Consider the following 15,117-nt stretch of genomic DNA (forward strand, 5'->3'; position numbering starts at 1 on the left):
CCATGGCGAAACTGAAACTCGGCCCCCTTGCCGACGACCGGCCGGTCAAACTCACCGTCGAGCTGTCCGCCGCGGTGCATCGCGACCTCGTCGCCTATGCCGAGGTCCTGGGCCGGGAGACGGGTCAGCCGATCAGTGAGCCGACCAAGCTGATCGCTCCGATGGTGGAACGCTTCATGGCGACCGACCGCGCCTTTGCCAAAGCACGACGGACCCGTCAGCCACCGTTGGACAGCAAGGGATAGCGCTCATCGAGCAGCTTGAGGAAATGCTCCAGCGCCGGATTGTCGTTGTCGCCTTGCCAATAGGCGGCATAGCTGATCCGGCTCGGGCCGTTACCGTCGCGCGCCTCGCGATAGACGACGCCGGAATACACGGCGCCAATGCAGGCCTTGCACATCAGGCTGACGCCGAAGCCAGCGCCCACCAGGCTCTTGATGTTCTCGCTGCTGATGTCCTGGATCTCCAGACCCGGATCTCGCTGGCTGAGAAGAAAGGTCTCGTCCTTGAGGCCGATCCAGCTTGCGTGTATTTCTCAAGTCACAGGCAGAATAGCGATGGGGGACGTGCCAATGAATTTCGTGGCAATAGACGTGGAAACTGCCAATGCAGATATGGCGTCAATCTGCTCTATCGGAGCCGTGAAATTCGAGAATGGCAAGGTCGCAGACGAGTGGTACTCGCTGATTGATCCGCAAGATTACTTCGACGGCATCAATGTCTCCATCCATGGCATCGACATGGACACAGTGAGAGGCGCGCCGATCTATTCGGAAGCGTCGCGGACACTTAACGACATGCTTCGGGACGCTGTCGCCGTCACCCATACCCACTTCGACCGGGTCGCCACGCACCAAGCGTCAAGCCGCTGGGCCGTTGCCGAACCCACCTGCACATGGCTCGATTCAGCCCGTGTCGCTCGCCGCACCTGGGCAGAGTGTACCGGCAGCGGCTACGGTCTCGCAGACGTTTGCAGGCTGATCGGATACGAATTCCAGCACCACCATGCTCTGGAAGATGCGAAGGCGGCCGGACACATCCTTCTGGCCGCGATGCAGAAGACCGGTCTCGACCTCGACGCCTGGCTATCCCGCGTTCGGCAGCCCATCGACCCGTCCTCCAGTAGCGCTAGTGCTGCTATCCGGCGCGACGGCAACCGGGAAGGCCCGCTGTTTGGGGAGGTGATTGTGTTCACCGGGGCGCTGGCGATCCCGCGTCGTGAAGCCGCCGATCTAGCTGCATCGGTCGGGTGCGAGGTTGATTCCGGCGTCACGAAGAAAACGACGCTGCTGGTGGTCGGCGACACCGACGTGCAACGCCTCGCTGGACACGAGAAGAGCTCCAAACATCGCAAGGCGGAGGAACTGTTCAGCAAGGGCTTCCCCATCCGTGTCATCCGCGAAACGGACTTCCGCGAGCTAGTGGCAATGGCCTGAGCCAAACCGGAGGTCTACACTCCGCTGCAGAGGTCCTTGGCCGGGAGACGGGCCAGCCTGTCGGCGAGCCGGCCAAGCTGATCGCCCCGATGGTGGAACGCTTCATGGCGACCGATCGCGCTTTTGCCAAAGCACGACGGACCCGTCAGCCACCGTTGGACAGCAAGGGATAGCGTTCTTCCAGGAGCTTGAGGAAATGTGCCAGCGCCGGGTTGTCGTTGTCGCCCTGCCAGAAGGCGGTATAGCTGATCCGGCTCGGGCCGTTGCCGTCCCGTGCCTCGCGGTAGACCACGCCGGAATACACGGCGCCTATGCAGGCCTCGCACATCAGGCTGACGCCGAAGCCAGCGCCCACCAGGCTCTTGATGTTCTCGCGGCTAATGTCATGGCTGATCACCTTCGGCCGCTCGCCTGGCGCGGCGAGCTTCGCCAGCAGGATGTCCTGGATCTCTGGACCCGGATCGCGCTGGCTGAAGAGGAAGGTCTCGTCCTTCAGATCGGTCCAGTAGACAATCTCGTTCGCCGCCAGCACATGGTTCTCGGGCAGCGCGACCATGATCCGCTCGCTCCACAGGCCCATGGCCTTTCCCTCGCGCGCGGTCGGCTCTCCGGTGACAATGGCGACGTCGAGCGTGCCGCGCTCCAGGCCCGTGAAAAGGCTCGCCCGCGCTCCCTCGACTGTGCGGATCTCCAGCTGCGGAAACCGTCGCGCATGTTCCATCAGGCTGGCACGCAGGTTTCCGGCCGAGAGCGACGTGTAGAACCCGATAGTGAGCTGGCCAGCCTCGCCCCGCCCGGCGGCCTTGGCCGTCGCCATCATGTGGTCCAGCCCTTCGACCAGATGCCGGGAGGTGCGCAGGATCTCGGCACCGGCCGCAGTAAGCCGCACACCGCCGCTCGACCGCTCGAATACCACGACGCCCAAGCGGTCCTCCATCTGGCGAATGCAGCGGCTGAGCGTCGATTGCTTGACACCGAGCGCATCGGCCGCGCGGCGAAAGCTGCGGTGATGAGCGGCGGCGACAGCATAACGCAAATGCCTCAATTCAAGTGGTGCCGCCAGCGATCCGGTCTCCCTTCTTGTAGGCTCCGCTATCGGTTCGTCTTGCTGATCGCGGTAACAAAATGCCTGCGGGTGCCTCCAAGCATATGTGATGAATCTGTGGCCCTTTCGGGATGCTCCCAAACTCCCTGACAAGTAGGATTGGATGGCTATACAACCATTATGCTAATAAGACGCATTCGCAACAATATGATTCCTGCGATGGCGGAAATATTCCCAATGGGGCGGCCCGGACCGCTCGGCCGCGCCGGCATAGCCAAGCCGGCCAGCGCCAGCCATCTCCTGGCGACGACAAGTCCGGACCGGGGCTCCCGGCCTGGCTCCAGTTCCCGAACCCATCCCGCTCGAACAGGGATAGGTCAGCAATGCTCCATCAGATCGTCGATCTTCGTCGCCTTGATGTAGCGGGCGGGGTTCGGATCGGTCGCCAACGCCTTGAAGTGGGCCTCGCCGCAGATGATCTTTGCCGCTTCGTTGTCGCGAAGATCGTCGGTGAAGAGGCTGCCCTTGGTCTCGACCACAAAATAGAGGCGCTCCTCGCCGCTGACTTCAACCAGCACTGCCCAATCCGGATTGTATGTGCCAAGCGGCGTCGGCACTTTGAACCAAGCTGGGAGCTTGGCGTAGATTTTCACTGACTCGTTTTTCTCAAGCTGCTCCGCAAAGGTCCGTTCGACGCCGCCAGAATCGTAGACGACGTGCTCGAAGACCGATTTCGTCGCGTCCTTCAGCATGTTTCTCAGGTAGCCCATCAGCTCTTCCTGCTGGAAAAGCTCCTGGGCGTAATAGTGCTCGTCGCCGATCTTCTGGTATTTGATCCCATCGACCAGCGCTAAGCGCTTTGTGCGATTGATCACCTCACCCGCGATCTCGATGAAAGCCTGCGGATTGCGCTTGAAATCATTCAGCCGCCCGCATTCGGTCAGAATGCGCACGAGGCTCTTGCGCGTGAGCTGGGTGCGGTCCTGAAGATCGGTCAGCACGTCGGGTAACGCGATGTCGCCTTCCTCGATCGTGACGATCGTGCCGCTGTTCTTGTCGCGCTCCTTGGCTTCGACGCCGCCCTGGCCGATGGACAAATCGGCTTTCCTGATCCGGACGCGGGCCTTGGAAACCGGCGGGCCGTTGGTAATCGCCTTGCTGCAATCGGTGATCAGCTTCTCGTTATCGAAGTGAACCCGATACGTCGTTTTGTGCTTGATGCGGTCCCAGAGCGCTTGGAACTCGGCGCTTTCAAGGATGGCCTGCCGCGTCTTGACGACGACGCGCTCATCGGCGTTCTTGATATCGAGCTTGCCGGCGACCTTCTTCAAGACCTCACGAACGGCCGCAAGGTGCCCTTCCAGCGCTTTCGGCAAGTCAAACGTGCCGTCTTTCAGTGCCGTGCGCAGCGTATCTTGCACCTTTCCCTTGGCATCGACGAAACCCTCCGTCTTAAGGTGCTCGAATATGGCCGCTGACTCCTCGAAGCCCAGCATTCCGGTTGAGCCGTCTGCCTTCGCCACAGGGATCGCAGCGAACTGATGCTTCTCGACGATCCCGAACTTGATGCCCGTGTCCTTCTCGATTTCCTTCTGCAGGTTCTCTGCGAACTCCTCATAGCTTTCGGTCGCGATGACCGTCAGCGTGTTGATCTCGAACCCGCGCAGGCGCTCGCCATTCTGATTGACGCACAGCCGCAGGCCACGGCCGATCGTCTGGCGACGCTCGCGTTCTGTGCCCATCTCGCGCAAGGCGCAAATCTGGAAGACGTTCGGGTTGTCCCAGCCCTCCTTAAGGGCCGAATGGGAGAAGATGAATTTGAGCTTCGTTTCGAAGCCCAGCAGCTTCTCCTTGTCCTTCATGATCAGGCTATAGGCTCGCTCGGCGTTGTCGCGGCCGGCCTGATTGTTGTCGGCCGTGTCGGTCCACCGCCGGGCTTTGTCGATCGAGAAGTAGCCATCATGAACCTCTTCGGCCTCGGAGGTCAGATCGACTTCCTTGAACAGGCTGATGAACTCGGGGAGCTTCGCCGCGCGGCGGTACTCTTCTTCGAAGATGCGCGCATATTTGCCCTTCACCGGATTGCCGTCCGCATCATACGACCGGTAGTGCTCGACGGCGTCGATGAAGAAGAGGCTCAGCACCTTGACGCCCACGGGTGCGAGGCGCTTTTCCTTTTCCAGGTGCTCGTGGATGGTGCGGCGGATCATAAGCCGCTTCATGGCGTCCGCGTCCACGTCGCCCACTGCCTGGCCGGGCTCAAGGAAAGTCTCGCCGCCCGGCAGCTTCACTTCCAGAAGCTGGTTGTCGCGTGCGGCGCGGATCTCGCCGATCCGGCAATCGGCATAGACGGCGCGCTTGGTCAGTTCCTGAAGATCGTCGCCGTCCTGAACGACGACTTCCTTGCGGCGCACTGCCTTGCCGTCCTGAACATCGATCTCGACTCGAGCTGTGACCGGACCCTTGCCGTTGCTCGCCGAAATGAACCGCACGTAGGCCTTGTTGTGTCCGCCTTCGACTTCCAGCGAAGCGACCTCGATCTGCTTCACCAGCTTGCGCTCATAGGCGTCAACCGCATCGAGGCGAAATACCATGTGGTGCTTGTCGACATGGGTCGCCGAATAGCGCAGCGTGCAGAGCGGGTTCATTTCGCCCAAGGCGGTTTTACCCGCGCCGGAGAGGCCGCCATCGACACTTTGCGGTTCATCCACGATCAGGATAGGCCGCGTGGCGCGGATCAGGTCGATCGGCCGTTCGCCGCCGGTCTTCTCGCTGTCCTTGTAGAGGTTGTTCACGTCCTTCTTGTTGATGGCGCCAACCGTCACCACCATAATCTGGATGTTCGGGCTGGTCGCGAAATTGCGGACCTGACCGAGTTTGGCGGAATCATAGAGAAAATAGTCGAAAGGCTGGCCGGAATAGAGGCCCTTGAAGTGGTCCTCGGTAATCTGAAGGGTCTTGTAGACGCCTTCCTTGATCGCGACGGACGGCACGACGATCACGAATTTGGTGAAGCCGAACAGCTTGTTCAGCTCGAAAATCGTGCGGAGATAGACATAGGTTTTGCCGGTGCCCGTCTCCATCTCTACGGTGAAGTCGCCGGAAGTGAGCGCCGTTGACGGTGGCAAGCCGTTGCGAAGCTGGATGTCTTTCAGGTTGCCGATGATCTCGTCGTCGAGCAGCGTCAGGCGGTTGCCGATGCCCAACTCGTTTTCGACAAGTCCCAGCTCTTGCTGAGCACCGCCGTCGGAGCGGCGGGTGACGGTGAACTCAGTGCGGTTGATCTCCTGCCCGCGAAACAGGTCGCAGACGGCTTCGATGGCCGTGTGCTGATAGTCGAGGTCGGGCTCGAAATGCAGTTTCATGCCAGCGCCCCCGCGATCAGGGCCATGTTCTTGTCGTGGCGGGCGGGCTCAGGGTCCTCAGTTGCCGGAACGGCCTCCAACCGCGCGATGTAGGATGTCGGAAGGCCATGCTCCCGAGCGCCTGCAATCACCAAGGCGCGATACCAGGTGTAGGGCTTGAGCGTGTGATCGGTGTTGGTCGCGCGGTAAGCCTTGGCGTTCACCTGACCCTGACTGCAAAGCACGTCAATCTCGATTTCTTCGTAGCCAAAACCCAAGCCTTCGGCCTGGTCGAGGCCGGACTTCTCATCGTTCGCGATCTCATAGAGCACGCCTGGCACCGAGGCGTTCGGTGCAGCGCTGGCAACAACATCGCATTTTCCGGAGCCGTCCTTGCTGGCCTTGTGCCAATGCAACTCATGCTCATGAAGCTCAGCTATACCCAGCGCCTTCGCCGAAGGGCAGCGTTGTGGTTGCCTCAGCCACGCGGTGAACATGTTCGAGCCGTAGGCAAAGTAGTGAAAGGTGCCCTCGCTCATCACAGGCTCCTCACGTCGAGAATGCCGTTCTGGTTCAGGATCGCCGCCATGTTGGTCTTGGCGATATCGTCGGCGAATCCGGAATCCTTGAACACGACGCGGGTATCGACGGCGGGCGCAAGCGCTGCCCGCCACGCGACAATACCCTTCGCCAACTCTTCAACCACGTCCTTGGTCACCCCCAGGGCGAGGCAGACGATCAGCGCGCCTCCGCCGATGGAGTGCACCGCTTTGCCCGCAATCGTCTTCGCCTCGATCGGCACGCAGAGATCGAGCCCGAGCTTTAGCAACAGCTCATAGAGCACGTCCTGCTCCTTGCGGCCCTGCACAAGGTGCTCGGCGTTCTTCAGCAAGCTGTTTTCGAGGTCGGCCGCGTCCGGCTCCCAGGCGCGGATATTTGATTGAGCGAGTTTGAAGACGCGGAAGCCCGTGTCGCCAGCAAACATCGGGTTTGCCTCTTTGACGGCTTTCGCTGATCTGCGGATACGCTCCTTGGTCAATTCCGCAATCGTACGTGGTTTGTTTATCTGGTCGCAGAATTCTGCCGCCACTTTCTGCCCAGCGTTGTCAGGCGAAAGCGGTTCGGGAAGCTGAACCATCACGAAGCGACGATCTAAGCCATCCGCCGCGTTCTGTAAGAGCACCGCGTGTGCGGTAGTTCCGGAGCCCGCAAAAAAGTCCATAACAATAGCGTTTGGTTCCGCACCACTCGCCATTTGAATGAACTTCTGTAGGGTTGTTTCGTCCTTCGGAAAATCAAAGACGGCAGCACCCATCAAGCGCGCGAGCCGTTCCGACGCGGAGCGAGCGGGTTGATAGAATACGCTTGGCGGAGTCAGCTTGTCGGTCTCGTGAAGGTATCGCCGAACCATCACGCTCGTCTCCGTGACAAACGTAATGCGACCTTCATCGACTAGACGATTGAACTCGTCCTGGTCAAAACCCCACCCGCGATTGGCTCGCAGCGGAATGACTTTCCCCGTCTTAGGGTGCTTTAGCTCGAAACGGCGTCCGCCGGGCGCAGTAGGGTCGTCCTCTTTATACGCGCCGCGCGCGTCAATGTTGCGGAATCGGCGGTTTGCGAATGCTGGCTTTGCCTTGTTAGCGCGAAACCATCCCGCCAAGTCATTTGAAGCAGCTTCGTGATCCGCGCCATGCAGTTTCTTCAGGCGCGCGACTTCTCGGAGAACAGGCTCGACGCCTTCTTTATTTAGACTCCATTCTCGCTCAACTTTTTCTCGGTTTCGGGAGTAGATGACGACGTACTCGTGTACGACGCCGACTTGTCTAGCGTCATTCTTATTCGCTCCCTCCCACACAAGCTCCGCGATGAAGTTCTCCGCGCCGAATATCTCATCCATGATAAGGCGAGCGTGAGCCACCTCAGCATCATCGATGCTAACAAAGATCGTTCCGTCATTGCGTAATAGGCTTCTGGCAAGCCGCAAACGCGGGAGCATCATGCTCATCCACTCTGAATGAAAACGTCCAGATGCTTCGCTCGCACTTGTTAGCTTACGGCCGTCAGTATCGATTTGACCGGTGAGCATCTGATAGTTTTTTACAGAGTCGGCGAAGTCATCTGGATAGACGACATCCGCATCGCGGTTGTAGGGCGGATCGATATAGATCAGCTTCACCCTGCCAGCGTAGCTCTTCTGCAAGAGCTTCAACACTTCGAGGTTGTCACCCTCGATCATCAGGTTCTGCGTCGTGTCCCAATCAACGCTTTCGTCTGGGCGCGGCAACAGCGTCCCGGTCGATGGCGTCAATGCAATCTGCCGCGCGCGGCGCTTGCCGTGCCAGTTCAGCCCATATTTTTCGTCGCGCTCCTCAACCGCCGCGCCGAGCAGGCCCTTCAACACCTCGAAGTCGATCTTGCCTTCGGTGAAGGCTTCCGGGAACAGCGCCTTCAGCGCGTCGATATTGCCCGCGACGATGTCCGCGCTCTTGGTATCGGGATCATTCAGATCGAGCTTCTTAATTTCGGGCATGGGCGCGTTTTCCATTCTCAAAGGTTCTTCTTGTGGGTCGCGATCTCGGCTTCCAGGCGCTGGACTTCCAGATTGAGATCGACGCGCCGGTTCAGTTGCTTCTCGCGGTTGGCCTTGGCGCGAAGACCGATGATCTCTCGCGTCAGCCGGGAATGGGCATCAAGGGCTTCGCGGCGACGCACGATCACCGCCGCATCATCGCTCGCGGTGAATGCGCCGTTCAGCCGTGCGGCGTTGAGCGCTTCGATTCGGGTCAGCCAACCCTCGTACAAGGTCCATAGGTCGCGGCGGGGCTGGCGAGCAAGCGCAAGGCTTCCGAAGAATGCCTGATCTGGCGCACTGACCCCATCCGCCTGAAGCCCCCCAACGGAGACGACACGCTCAATGACTACTTTGCCCGCCTCATTCTGGGCATGGCGTTTATGAGCGACCGACACGGCGATGCCCTCGCCGTCTGACGTGATCAGGACTGCCGGATAGGGAATCGCCCGGTGGATCAGTTCGATCAGGCGCGCAGCTTTGGCGCCAGGACGGAAGGCGCAACCCACCACGGCGATCTCAAGATATTCCCGGACGTCATCAGCAAAGCTCGGCACGCCGATCGTGGTGGGCTTGCAGGCGGCGAGCCATTGCAACTCGTCGATCCCATCCTGAATGGCGCGCTTGTCGGCGGCAGTTGGCGCGCCCTGTTCAACGAGAAGCTTCTTCGGCACCCGCGCGTCCACGCGGGCTTCGGGCGGCACGCCCAGCGCGTCGATAACTGCGAGGATGCCGGCTTCCGTCGTCACGACGCTGCACCCTCCGCATCAGGGAGCACCACAAGAAACGCAACGACCTCGAAGTCGTTGATTCCGGCAAACTCGCCCTTCATGGCGTGGGTCCCGCCTGGCGAAAACAGGCTGGCGACGGCGCGCTCCTCCTTCTTGCCAACCACGGACGCGACCGCCCGGGCCAGAAGCTTCTGAAAGGGCTCCATGTCCCGTCCGAAGCGAGTCGCCTTGTCGAACCGGATGCAGGCTTCTGCATCGGGCAGATCGCGGCCGAGGCTGAGCTTCTTCAGACAATCGAGCACCTGCTTCGCCTGCGTGTAGGGAAGCTTGATCTCGCCGTCCTCGCCGACATGCACGACATAATGCGGGCTCAAGGGATAGCCCGGCTCCGGCGATTTCAGCGCCGCGTCGCCAACCGCGCGAAGGCAGAAGATCACGCCAGGCTGAATGCCACTGTCGCCGCTCGCGGCGGTGCTTCGCGGCGCCGACGTGACCGCATAGATCGCAAGCGGTAGCGCTTCGAGGCGCTCCTTGTTCTCGCGCAGATAGCCTGAAAGGTCGATGCGGAAGTCGTTGAGGGTAAGGTCGGCGATCGAGACGCCACTCGACAGATCTTCGAGATCGATCACAGCGTCTTGCAGCTTCTGAAGCTGGGCGCGGCGGTATTCCAGATCGTTCATCTGGTTGCCCGCCTGGAACTCGATGACGTTTTCCTCACCCGTCGCTGAAACGTCGAGCAGCACCATGCGACCGCTGACGCGGGATTCGAGATCGAGATACTCGTCCAGCTCCATGTTCGGCCAGAAGTTGACGAGCTGAATCTGGGTGTTCGGCGACCCGATCCGATCGATGCGGCCGAACCGCTGGATGATCCGAACGGGGTTCCAGTGGATGTCGTAGTTGATCAGGAAGTCGCAATCCTGAAGGTTCTGGCCTTCGGAAATGCAGTCGGTCGCGATCAAGAGATCGATCTCGCCCTCTGTCGCCATTTCGGCCGGTCGTTCCTTCGAGCGCGGCGAAAACGCACTGAGGATTGTGCTCATGTCACTTCGCAAGCCGGGCAAGGTGGTCTTGTTCGCACCGGTCCCCGTCACCACTGCGGCGTTGAAGCCGAGCACCTTCTTCGCCCAGGGCGCCAGTTCCCGGTAGAGATAATCCGCCGTGTCGGCGAAGGCGGTGAACAGCAGCAGCTTTCGATTGCCGCCGTTGATCGGTTCGTGTGCTTTCTTGGCGATCACCTGCTTCAATGCATCGAGCTTCGCGTCCCTGTCCGCGGTCACCGAGCGCGCAGCCGACAAAAGCGTCGCAAGGCGGTTGCGATCTTCGACGAGATCCTGACGCCAACGCACGCGATCAACGTCCTGAAGCAGCACCTTCACCTTGCGGCCGACAAGCAGGGACTCGAATGCCGGATCGTCAACGTCGATATCGTCGATAGTTGCTTCTTCAACGGATTCATCGTGGGCGTCGATCTTCGAAAGCAGCGCTTCCACATCGGCGAGCTGGCGTTTGATGGTGAGCGCGAACGAGGCAACCGAGCTCTCCATGCGCTTTAGGATGTTGACCCGAAGCAGGTGGATCAGGCTTTCCTCGCGATCGACCTGCCGGAAGAAGCTCTCGCCGCCGCGGATTTTGGTGCTGTATTTTTCGTCGTAGGCGGCCTGTTTGTGCGGAAGCACGTAGCGCAGGGGCGCGTAGGCACCGAGCGTCAACCGTCTGATCTCGTTGTTGATCTCACGGATGGGGCGGAATTCGCCTGCCAGATCGACATCCGCCTTGATATTGAAGGGCCGAAGCCGCTCGGGAAATTGCCCGGTCTCCGCTGTGCCATAGTAGCGCTGAACGTGCTTGCGGGAACGCGCTATCGTCAGCATGTCGAGCAGCTTGAAATAATCGAAGCCCAGCATGTCCATCAGCCGCGCGGGGCGGCGTTCGGCCTCCGGCAGATCGAGCCAGCGATTGAATTGCGCCTGGGCCTTCCTGATCGTCGCCTCGATGCTTGGAATGCCATGGCCGATCAGCGCCAGATCGTTGCCTTCGGTCATGAACGCGATCTGATTCTTGAGGTCCGCGAGACGATTGTTCACCGGGGTCGCGGAAAGCATGAGCACCTTGGTCTTCACGCCGGCCTTGATCACCCGTTTCATCAGGTGGTCGTAGCGCGTGTCGCGGTCCTTATGCGTCGCCTTGTTTCGGAAGTTGTGGGACTCGTCGATGACGACGAGATCGTAGTTTCCCCAGTTGACGTGCGAGAGGTCGATATCGCCCGACAACCCGCCGTCGCGAGACAGATCTGTGTGATTTAGGACATCGTAGTTGAAGCGGTCCTCCGCGAGAACGTTGCGCCGGTCATTGGCTTTATAGAGCGTCCAGTTGTCCCTTAGCCGCTTCGGGCACAGCACCAGAACCCGATCGTTGCGAAGCTCGTAATACTTTATGACGGCCAGCGCCTCGAACGTCTTACCGAGGCCGACGCTATCGGCAATGATGCAGCCGCCGATACGTTCAAGCTTGTCGATTGCGCCCACAACGCCGTCGCGCTGGAACCGGAACAGCTTCTTCCAAACGATCGTGTTTCGAATGCCGGTCGCGGACTTGATGATCCGCTCTTCATCAAGCTCGTCGCCGAGATCCTTGAACAGCTGGAACAGGATTTGGAAGTAGAGAAGCGACGGCGCGCGCTGGGAGCCTGCCTCTTCGAGCAAAGCGACAAGCTTGTCCTTTGCTGCGGAATCCGCCTTGAGTCCCTCCCAGTTCGCGCGGAACCAATCGGCGAAGGCGGCGGCTTCGTCGTTCTCGTCTGAAGCCTGAACCAGCCCGAGGTGACCGCCTGGCGTGATCCCGAGGCCTTCGGTCGTGAATGAACAAGTGCCAAGCAATGCCCGTCGCGTTTCCGCGCCTTGAACGACGATGAGCGACTGGGGTGGCGCCGAGGGCGCGCACCTGACCTCTGCGCGTTTCTTGATCCAATCGGCGGCGAGCCGTGCAAGCCAACGGCCCTGAAGCTGACCCCGAGAGACGATGTCGGCGGCCCCACCGAAGAGCGAATCCGCGAGCGCCGCTTCATCGCCCAACAGCAATCGGCACTTTTCTGCCTTCTCGATGAGCTCTCGGACTTCCGCGAACGCGTGAACGGAAAACGTCGGGGACATTAAATCGACGGACGCGCCCTGGCCAAGCCACTCGCGCAGTCGATCAATCACCCGTTCATTGCCGCTGTTCCGAATAAGCTTCATCGACGGCCACTCGCCCGGCCACCACGCGGTGGGCCCTGTTCGTTCTGCGGGTTGGCTGTGGTTTCGATGAATTGCCGGATGGCTTGGCGAATAACCCAAGAAATCGAGGCGTCCCGAGCGACTGCAATCTCGTTGAGCAGACGATAGTCCTGCTCTTCCAAGCTCACCGTAAGCCGCGTTGCCTTGCGAGGACGCTCGGTCATATTACCCCCCTCAAATTCTGGAGGATGATATCCATTGCTGCATCAGATTGCAACGAAGTGATGCACTTTTCACCAGACTTGGTGCCCAAAGCGCGAAAACCTACCCACATTTTGGATGGGTGTATGATGCTGAGGCGTAGCTTCTTCGCCCTGCCGCCTGGGCTCTCGAGCCATCGCCGCGATCATGCGGTCGGGCACATAGCCTCTGCGCATTTTTCGGTGGCTCTTTTTTGGCGGCGACCGACGTCGCAAGGGGAGCCACTATGATTTGTGGTGCGGGTGGTCGGAATCGAACCGACACTCTGTCACCAGAACTGGATTTTGAATCCAGCGCGTCTACCAGTTCCGCCACACCCGCATATTGCCGCCGATTCTATCCGCCGCACTTGGCTCCTATACTGCACCTAGCGCGATTTTCCAGTTTCGAGGCCTTAAACTCCTACTTCACCAACCCATTGAAGCCACGATGTTTTCAACTCACCGTGATAAAACGTCGCATGGTAGACAAACCCCTTTTTGAGTCCGGCGCGTCTACCATTCCGCCACACCCGCCCGGCCGACATGCCGATCCTTAGGGACCGCTGCGCGCTGCCGCGCGTCTGTCGGCGAGCGCCTGACACCCACCAACGACGGTGCCGCAAGCGCCTCGGTCCGAGGCTCTAGCCGGAAACGCCACGCGTGTCGATATCCCCGGCGGCCGGAGCGGCGATCGTTCGCCTGTCGCGATTCTCTGCTACCCATATGCGCCCTTAGATTGTAGTCTGGGCATCTGCATGCACAAGGCTCATCCCTCAGGCCGCTGGACCTGAATGATCAGCTGCGGTTCGAGGGGGGCATCGTCGATGCGCGCGTCAATCCGCTTCGCGCGGGCGGTCGTGATCGGGTCCGGCCTGTGGCGGCCCCGGATGCGCACCGATCCCGACGATCATGCGCTTGCGGCCCATCGGCGTGCCGGCGGGCGCCTTCCGGTCGACCGCGAAACAGCCTGGCGCACCCTGGTTGCCGGAGCCCTGTCGCTGCTCGGTTGCGTCGCCGCGCAAGCCGGCGCGTGGACGCCCGAGCGCGGCGACGGCGTGGTGATCGTGACCAGCGTCTTTTCGGGGGCGGCGAAGGGCTTCGATGCCGACGGACGCCTGCAACCGCTGCCCGAATACCGGAAGTTCGAGTTGTCGGCCTACCTCGAATACGGGCTGACCGACCGGCTGACCGGCGTGGTCCACTCCGCCGCCCGGATCGAGACCCAGGACCGCAAGGTCCAGACGACGGCTGTCGACGGCATCGGCCTGCGCGCGCGGGTCGCCGGAACCGACCGGCTGGTGGTCTCCGCCGAGCTGACCGGCTACACCCCCGGTCTCGACCGCAACGGACTCTGGGTGACCTCCGAGCCTGCAGCGGTCGAGGCCCGCGCGCTGCTCGGCTACGCGTTCGCCGTGCACGGGCGTCCGGCCTTCCTGGACGTGCAGGGGGCCTATCGGCTGAGTGCGGGCGGTGAGGACGACGAGATCCACATCGACGTCACGGCCGGGCTGAAGCCTGCGCCGCGCTGGCTGCTGATGGCGCAATCCTTCACCACGCTCTCAGCCGGGAAGGCGGCAGACTATCGCTACCACAAGCTCCAGGCGAGCGCGGTCTGCTGGCTGACGCCCCGTCACGGCGTGCAGGCCGGCATCGGCGGGACGCTGGACGGGGTTGCCGCGTTGCAGGAACGGACGGTGTTCGCGGCCTTCTGGTACCGCTTCTGATCGCGGCGGGTGAAGGCGGCAGCGGAGCCGACCGGACCAGACAGCGTGCCGGGGGCCGGAATCAGCCGGCGGGCTGCGGCGGTCGCGTGCCGAACAGGGCGGAGCCGACGCGGACATGGGTCGCCCCGAAGGCGACGGCGATCTCGAAGTCGGCCGACATGCCCATCGACAAGCCCGGCACGCCCGCCTCCGACGCCAGCGTCTTCAGGAGCGCGAAATGCGGACCGGGGGCGTCCTCCACCGGCGGAATGCACATCAGCCCCTCGATCTTAAGCCCATGCACCTCCCGGCAGCGGGTGACGAAGGCAACGGCCTCGCGAGGAGAAATCCCCGCCTTCTGCGGCTCCTCGCCCGTGTTGACCTGGACGAACAGCAGCGGGTTGCGTCCCTGGGCCGCGCCTTCGGCGGCGATCGACGCGGCGATCTTTTCCCGGTCGACGGTGTGGATCGCATCGAACAGGGCCACGGCCTCCTTTGTCTTGTTCGACTGCAGCGGCCCGATCAGGTGCAGCGCGACGTCGGGATGGGCGTCCTTCAGGGCGGGCCACTTGCCCTTGGCTTCCTGGACGCGGTTCTCGCCGAAGACCCGCTGGCCGGCACGGATCAACGCCTCGGCGTCCTCGGCCGGGAAGGTCTTGGAGACGGCGATCAGCTGCGCGGAGCCACGTGCGCGTCCGGCATCGGCCTCCGCCCGTTCGATCGCGCCACGAACGGCGGCCAGTCGCTGCGATGCGTTCGCGTCCATCCGTCCCCATATCTCCATTCAGGTTTGGTACCCTTCCTTAGCAAAGGTGGGCCGGGCGGTTCC

The 15,117-nt window shown here is 61.3% G+C and carries 12 protein-coding genes, 1 tRNA gene and 1 pseudogene; 4 read left to right on the forward strand and 10 right to left on the reverse strand.

Annotated features, from left to right (window positions below; all coding sequences use genetic code 11):
- The first annotated feature begins 2 nt into the window (after positions 1-2).
- Positions 3-245, forward strand: coding sequence for a DUF2274 domain-containing protein (locus ACSSVZ_RS24270; protein ID WP_394030983.1), 243 nt, complete (start codon positions 3-5; stop codon positions 243-245).
- Here the strand turns inward: ACSSVZ_RS24270 and ACSSVZ_RS24275 are convergent.
- Positions 218-427 carry a type 2 periplasmic-binding domain-containing protein gene (locus ACSSVZ_RS24275; RefSeq protein ID WP_394030981.1) on the reverse strand — a complete coding sequence of 70 codons (210 nt, stop codon included), beginning with the start codon at positions 425-427 and terminating at the stop codon, positions 218-220. The two genes, ACSSVZ_RS24270 and ACSSVZ_RS24275, sit on opposite strands and share 28 nt — an antisense overlap.
- A gap of 145 nt (positions 428-572) precedes the next feature.
- Here ACSSVZ_RS24275 and ACSSVZ_RS24280 point away from each other — a divergent pair, with 145 nt between their 5' ends.
- The gene (locus tag ACSSVZ_RS24280; RefSeq protein WP_394030979.1) at positions 573-1,436 is read left to right on the forward strand and encodes an exonuclease domain-containing protein; all 864 of its coding nucleotides are present in this window, start codon (positions 573-575) and stop codon (positions 1,434-1,436) included.
- A gap of 26 nt (positions 1,437-1,462) precedes the next feature.
- Positions 1,463-1,609 (forward strand): annotated as a pseudogene (locus tag ACSSVZ_RS24285) (DUF2274 domain-containing protein); the annotation flags it as partial.
- Here ACSSVZ_RS24285 and ACSSVZ_RS24290 read toward each other — a convergent pair.
- The 8 genes from ACSSVZ_RS24290 to ACSSVZ_RS24325 form a co-directional block, all read right to left on the reverse strand.
- Complete coding sequence (locus ACSSVZ_RS24290) at positions 1,582-2,472, reverse strand: LysR family transcriptional regulator (protein WP_394030977.1); 891 nt, start codon at positions 2,470-2,472, stop codon at positions 1,582-1,584. The pseudogene ACSSVZ_RS24285 and the gene ACSSVZ_RS24290 overlap by 28 nt on opposite strands.
- A gap of 386 nt (positions 2,473-2,858) precedes the next feature.
- Positions 2,859-5,846, reverse strand: a complete 2,988-nt coding sequence (locus ACSSVZ_RS24295) for a type III restriction-modification system endonuclease (protein WP_394030976.1) — start codon at positions 5,844-5,846, stop codon at positions 2,859-2,861.
- On the reverse strand, positions 5,843-6,364 hold the full coding sequence (locus ACSSVZ_RS24300; protein ID WP_394030974.1) for a gamma-glutamylcyclotransferase family protein: 522 nt from the start codon (positions 6,362-6,364) through the stop codon (positions 5,843-5,845). Before ACSSVZ_RS24300 ends, ACSSVZ_RS24295 begins: the two co-directional genes overlap by 4 nt.
- The gene (locus ACSSVZ_RS24305; RefSeq protein WP_394038815.1) at positions 6,364-8,373 is read right to left on the reverse strand and encodes a site-specific DNA-methyltransferase; all 2,010 of its coding nucleotides are present in this window, start codon (positions 8,371-8,373) and stop codon (positions 6,364-6,366) included. The genes ACSSVZ_RS24300 and ACSSVZ_RS24305 overlap by 1 nt, the downstream gene beginning before the upstream one ends.
- Positions 8,374-8,375: 2 nt before the next feature.
- Positions 8,376-9,146, reverse strand: a complete 771-nt coding sequence (locus ACSSVZ_RS24310) for a DUF4391 domain-containing protein (protein ID WP_394030970.1) — start codon at positions 9,144-9,146, stop codon at positions 8,376-8,378.
- Entirely contained in the window at positions 9,143-12,364 is a 3,222-nt protein-coding gene (locus ACSSVZ_RS24315; protein WP_394030968.1) for a helicase-related protein, read from the reverse strand. The genes ACSSVZ_RS24310 and ACSSVZ_RS24315 overlap by 4 nt, the downstream gene beginning before the upstream one ends.
- Positions 12,361-12,567 carry a ribbon-helix-helix domain-containing protein gene (locus ACSSVZ_RS24320; RefSeq protein WP_394030966.1) on the reverse strand — a complete coding sequence of 69 codons (207 nt, stop codon included), beginning with the start codon at positions 12,565-12,567 and terminating at the stop codon, positions 12,361-12,363. The genes ACSSVZ_RS24315 and ACSSVZ_RS24320 overlap by 4 nt, the downstream gene beginning before the upstream one ends.
- Positions 12,568-12,838: 271 nt before the next feature.
- Positions 12,839-12,925: transfer RNA gene (locus tag ACSSVZ_RS24325), tRNA-Leu, on the reverse strand.
- 484 nt (positions 12,926-13,409) lie between these two features.
- Between ACSSVZ_RS24325 and ACSSVZ_RS24330 the strand changes: the two genes are divergently transcribed.
- Complete coding sequence (locus ACSSVZ_RS24330; RefSeq protein ID WP_453973389.1) at positions 13,410-14,309, forward strand: hypothetical protein; 900 nt, start codon at positions 13,410-13,412, stop codon at positions 14,307-14,309.
- A 61-nt stretch (positions 14,310-14,370) separates the two neighbouring features.
- On the opposite strand, the gene ACSSVZ_RS24335 is transcribed toward ACSSVZ_RS24330, so the two are convergent.
- Complete coding sequence (locus tag ACSSVZ_RS24335) at positions 14,371-15,054, reverse strand: YggS family pyridoxal phosphate-dependent enzyme (protein WP_453973390.1); 684 nt, start codon at positions 15,052-15,054, stop codon at positions 14,371-14,373.
- Positions 15,055-15,117 lie beyond the last annotated feature (63 nt).

This window comes from Amorphus sp. MBR-141 (assembly GCF_053628695.1).

Bases quoted from the DNA above. Each gene is read 5' to 3' on its own strand.
- ACSSVZ_RS24295 (WP_394030976.1), bottom strand. From the start codon at position 5,846: ATGAAACTGCATTTCGAGCCCGACCTCGACTATCAGCACACGGCCATC.
- ACSSVZ_RS24305 (WP_394038815.1), bottom strand. From the start codon at position 8,373: ATGGAAAACGCGCCCATGCCCGAAATTAAGAAGCTCGATCTGAATGAT.
- ACSSVZ_RS24280 (WP_394030979.1), top strand. From the start codon at position 573: ATGAATTTCGTGGCAATAGACGTGGAAACTGCCAATGCAGATATGGCG.
- ACSSVZ_RS24320 (WP_394030966.1), bottom strand. From the start codon at position 12,567: ATGACCGAGCGTCCTCGCAAGGCAACGCGGCTTACGGTGAGCTTGGAA.
- ACSSVZ_RS24300 (WP_394030974.1), bottom strand. From the start codon at position 6,364: ATGAGCGAGGGCACCTTTCACTACTTTGCCTACGGCTCGAACATGTTC.
- ACSSVZ_RS24315 (WP_394030968.1), bottom strand. From the start codon at position 12,364: ATGAAGCTTATTCGGAACAGCGGCAATGAACGGGTGATTGATCGACTG.
- ACSSVZ_RS24270 (WP_394030983.1), top strand. From the start codon at position 3: ATGGCGAAACTGAAACTCGGCCCCCTTGCCGACGACCGGCCGGTCAAA.
- ACSSVZ_RS24335 (WP_453973390.1), bottom strand. From the start codon at position 15,054: ATGGACGCGAACGCATCGCAGCGACTGGCCGCCGTTCGTGGCGCGATC.
- ACSSVZ_RS24330 (WP_453973389.1), top strand. From the start codon at position 13,410: ATGCGCGCGTCAATCCGCTTCGCGCGGGCGGTCGTGATCGGGTCCGGC.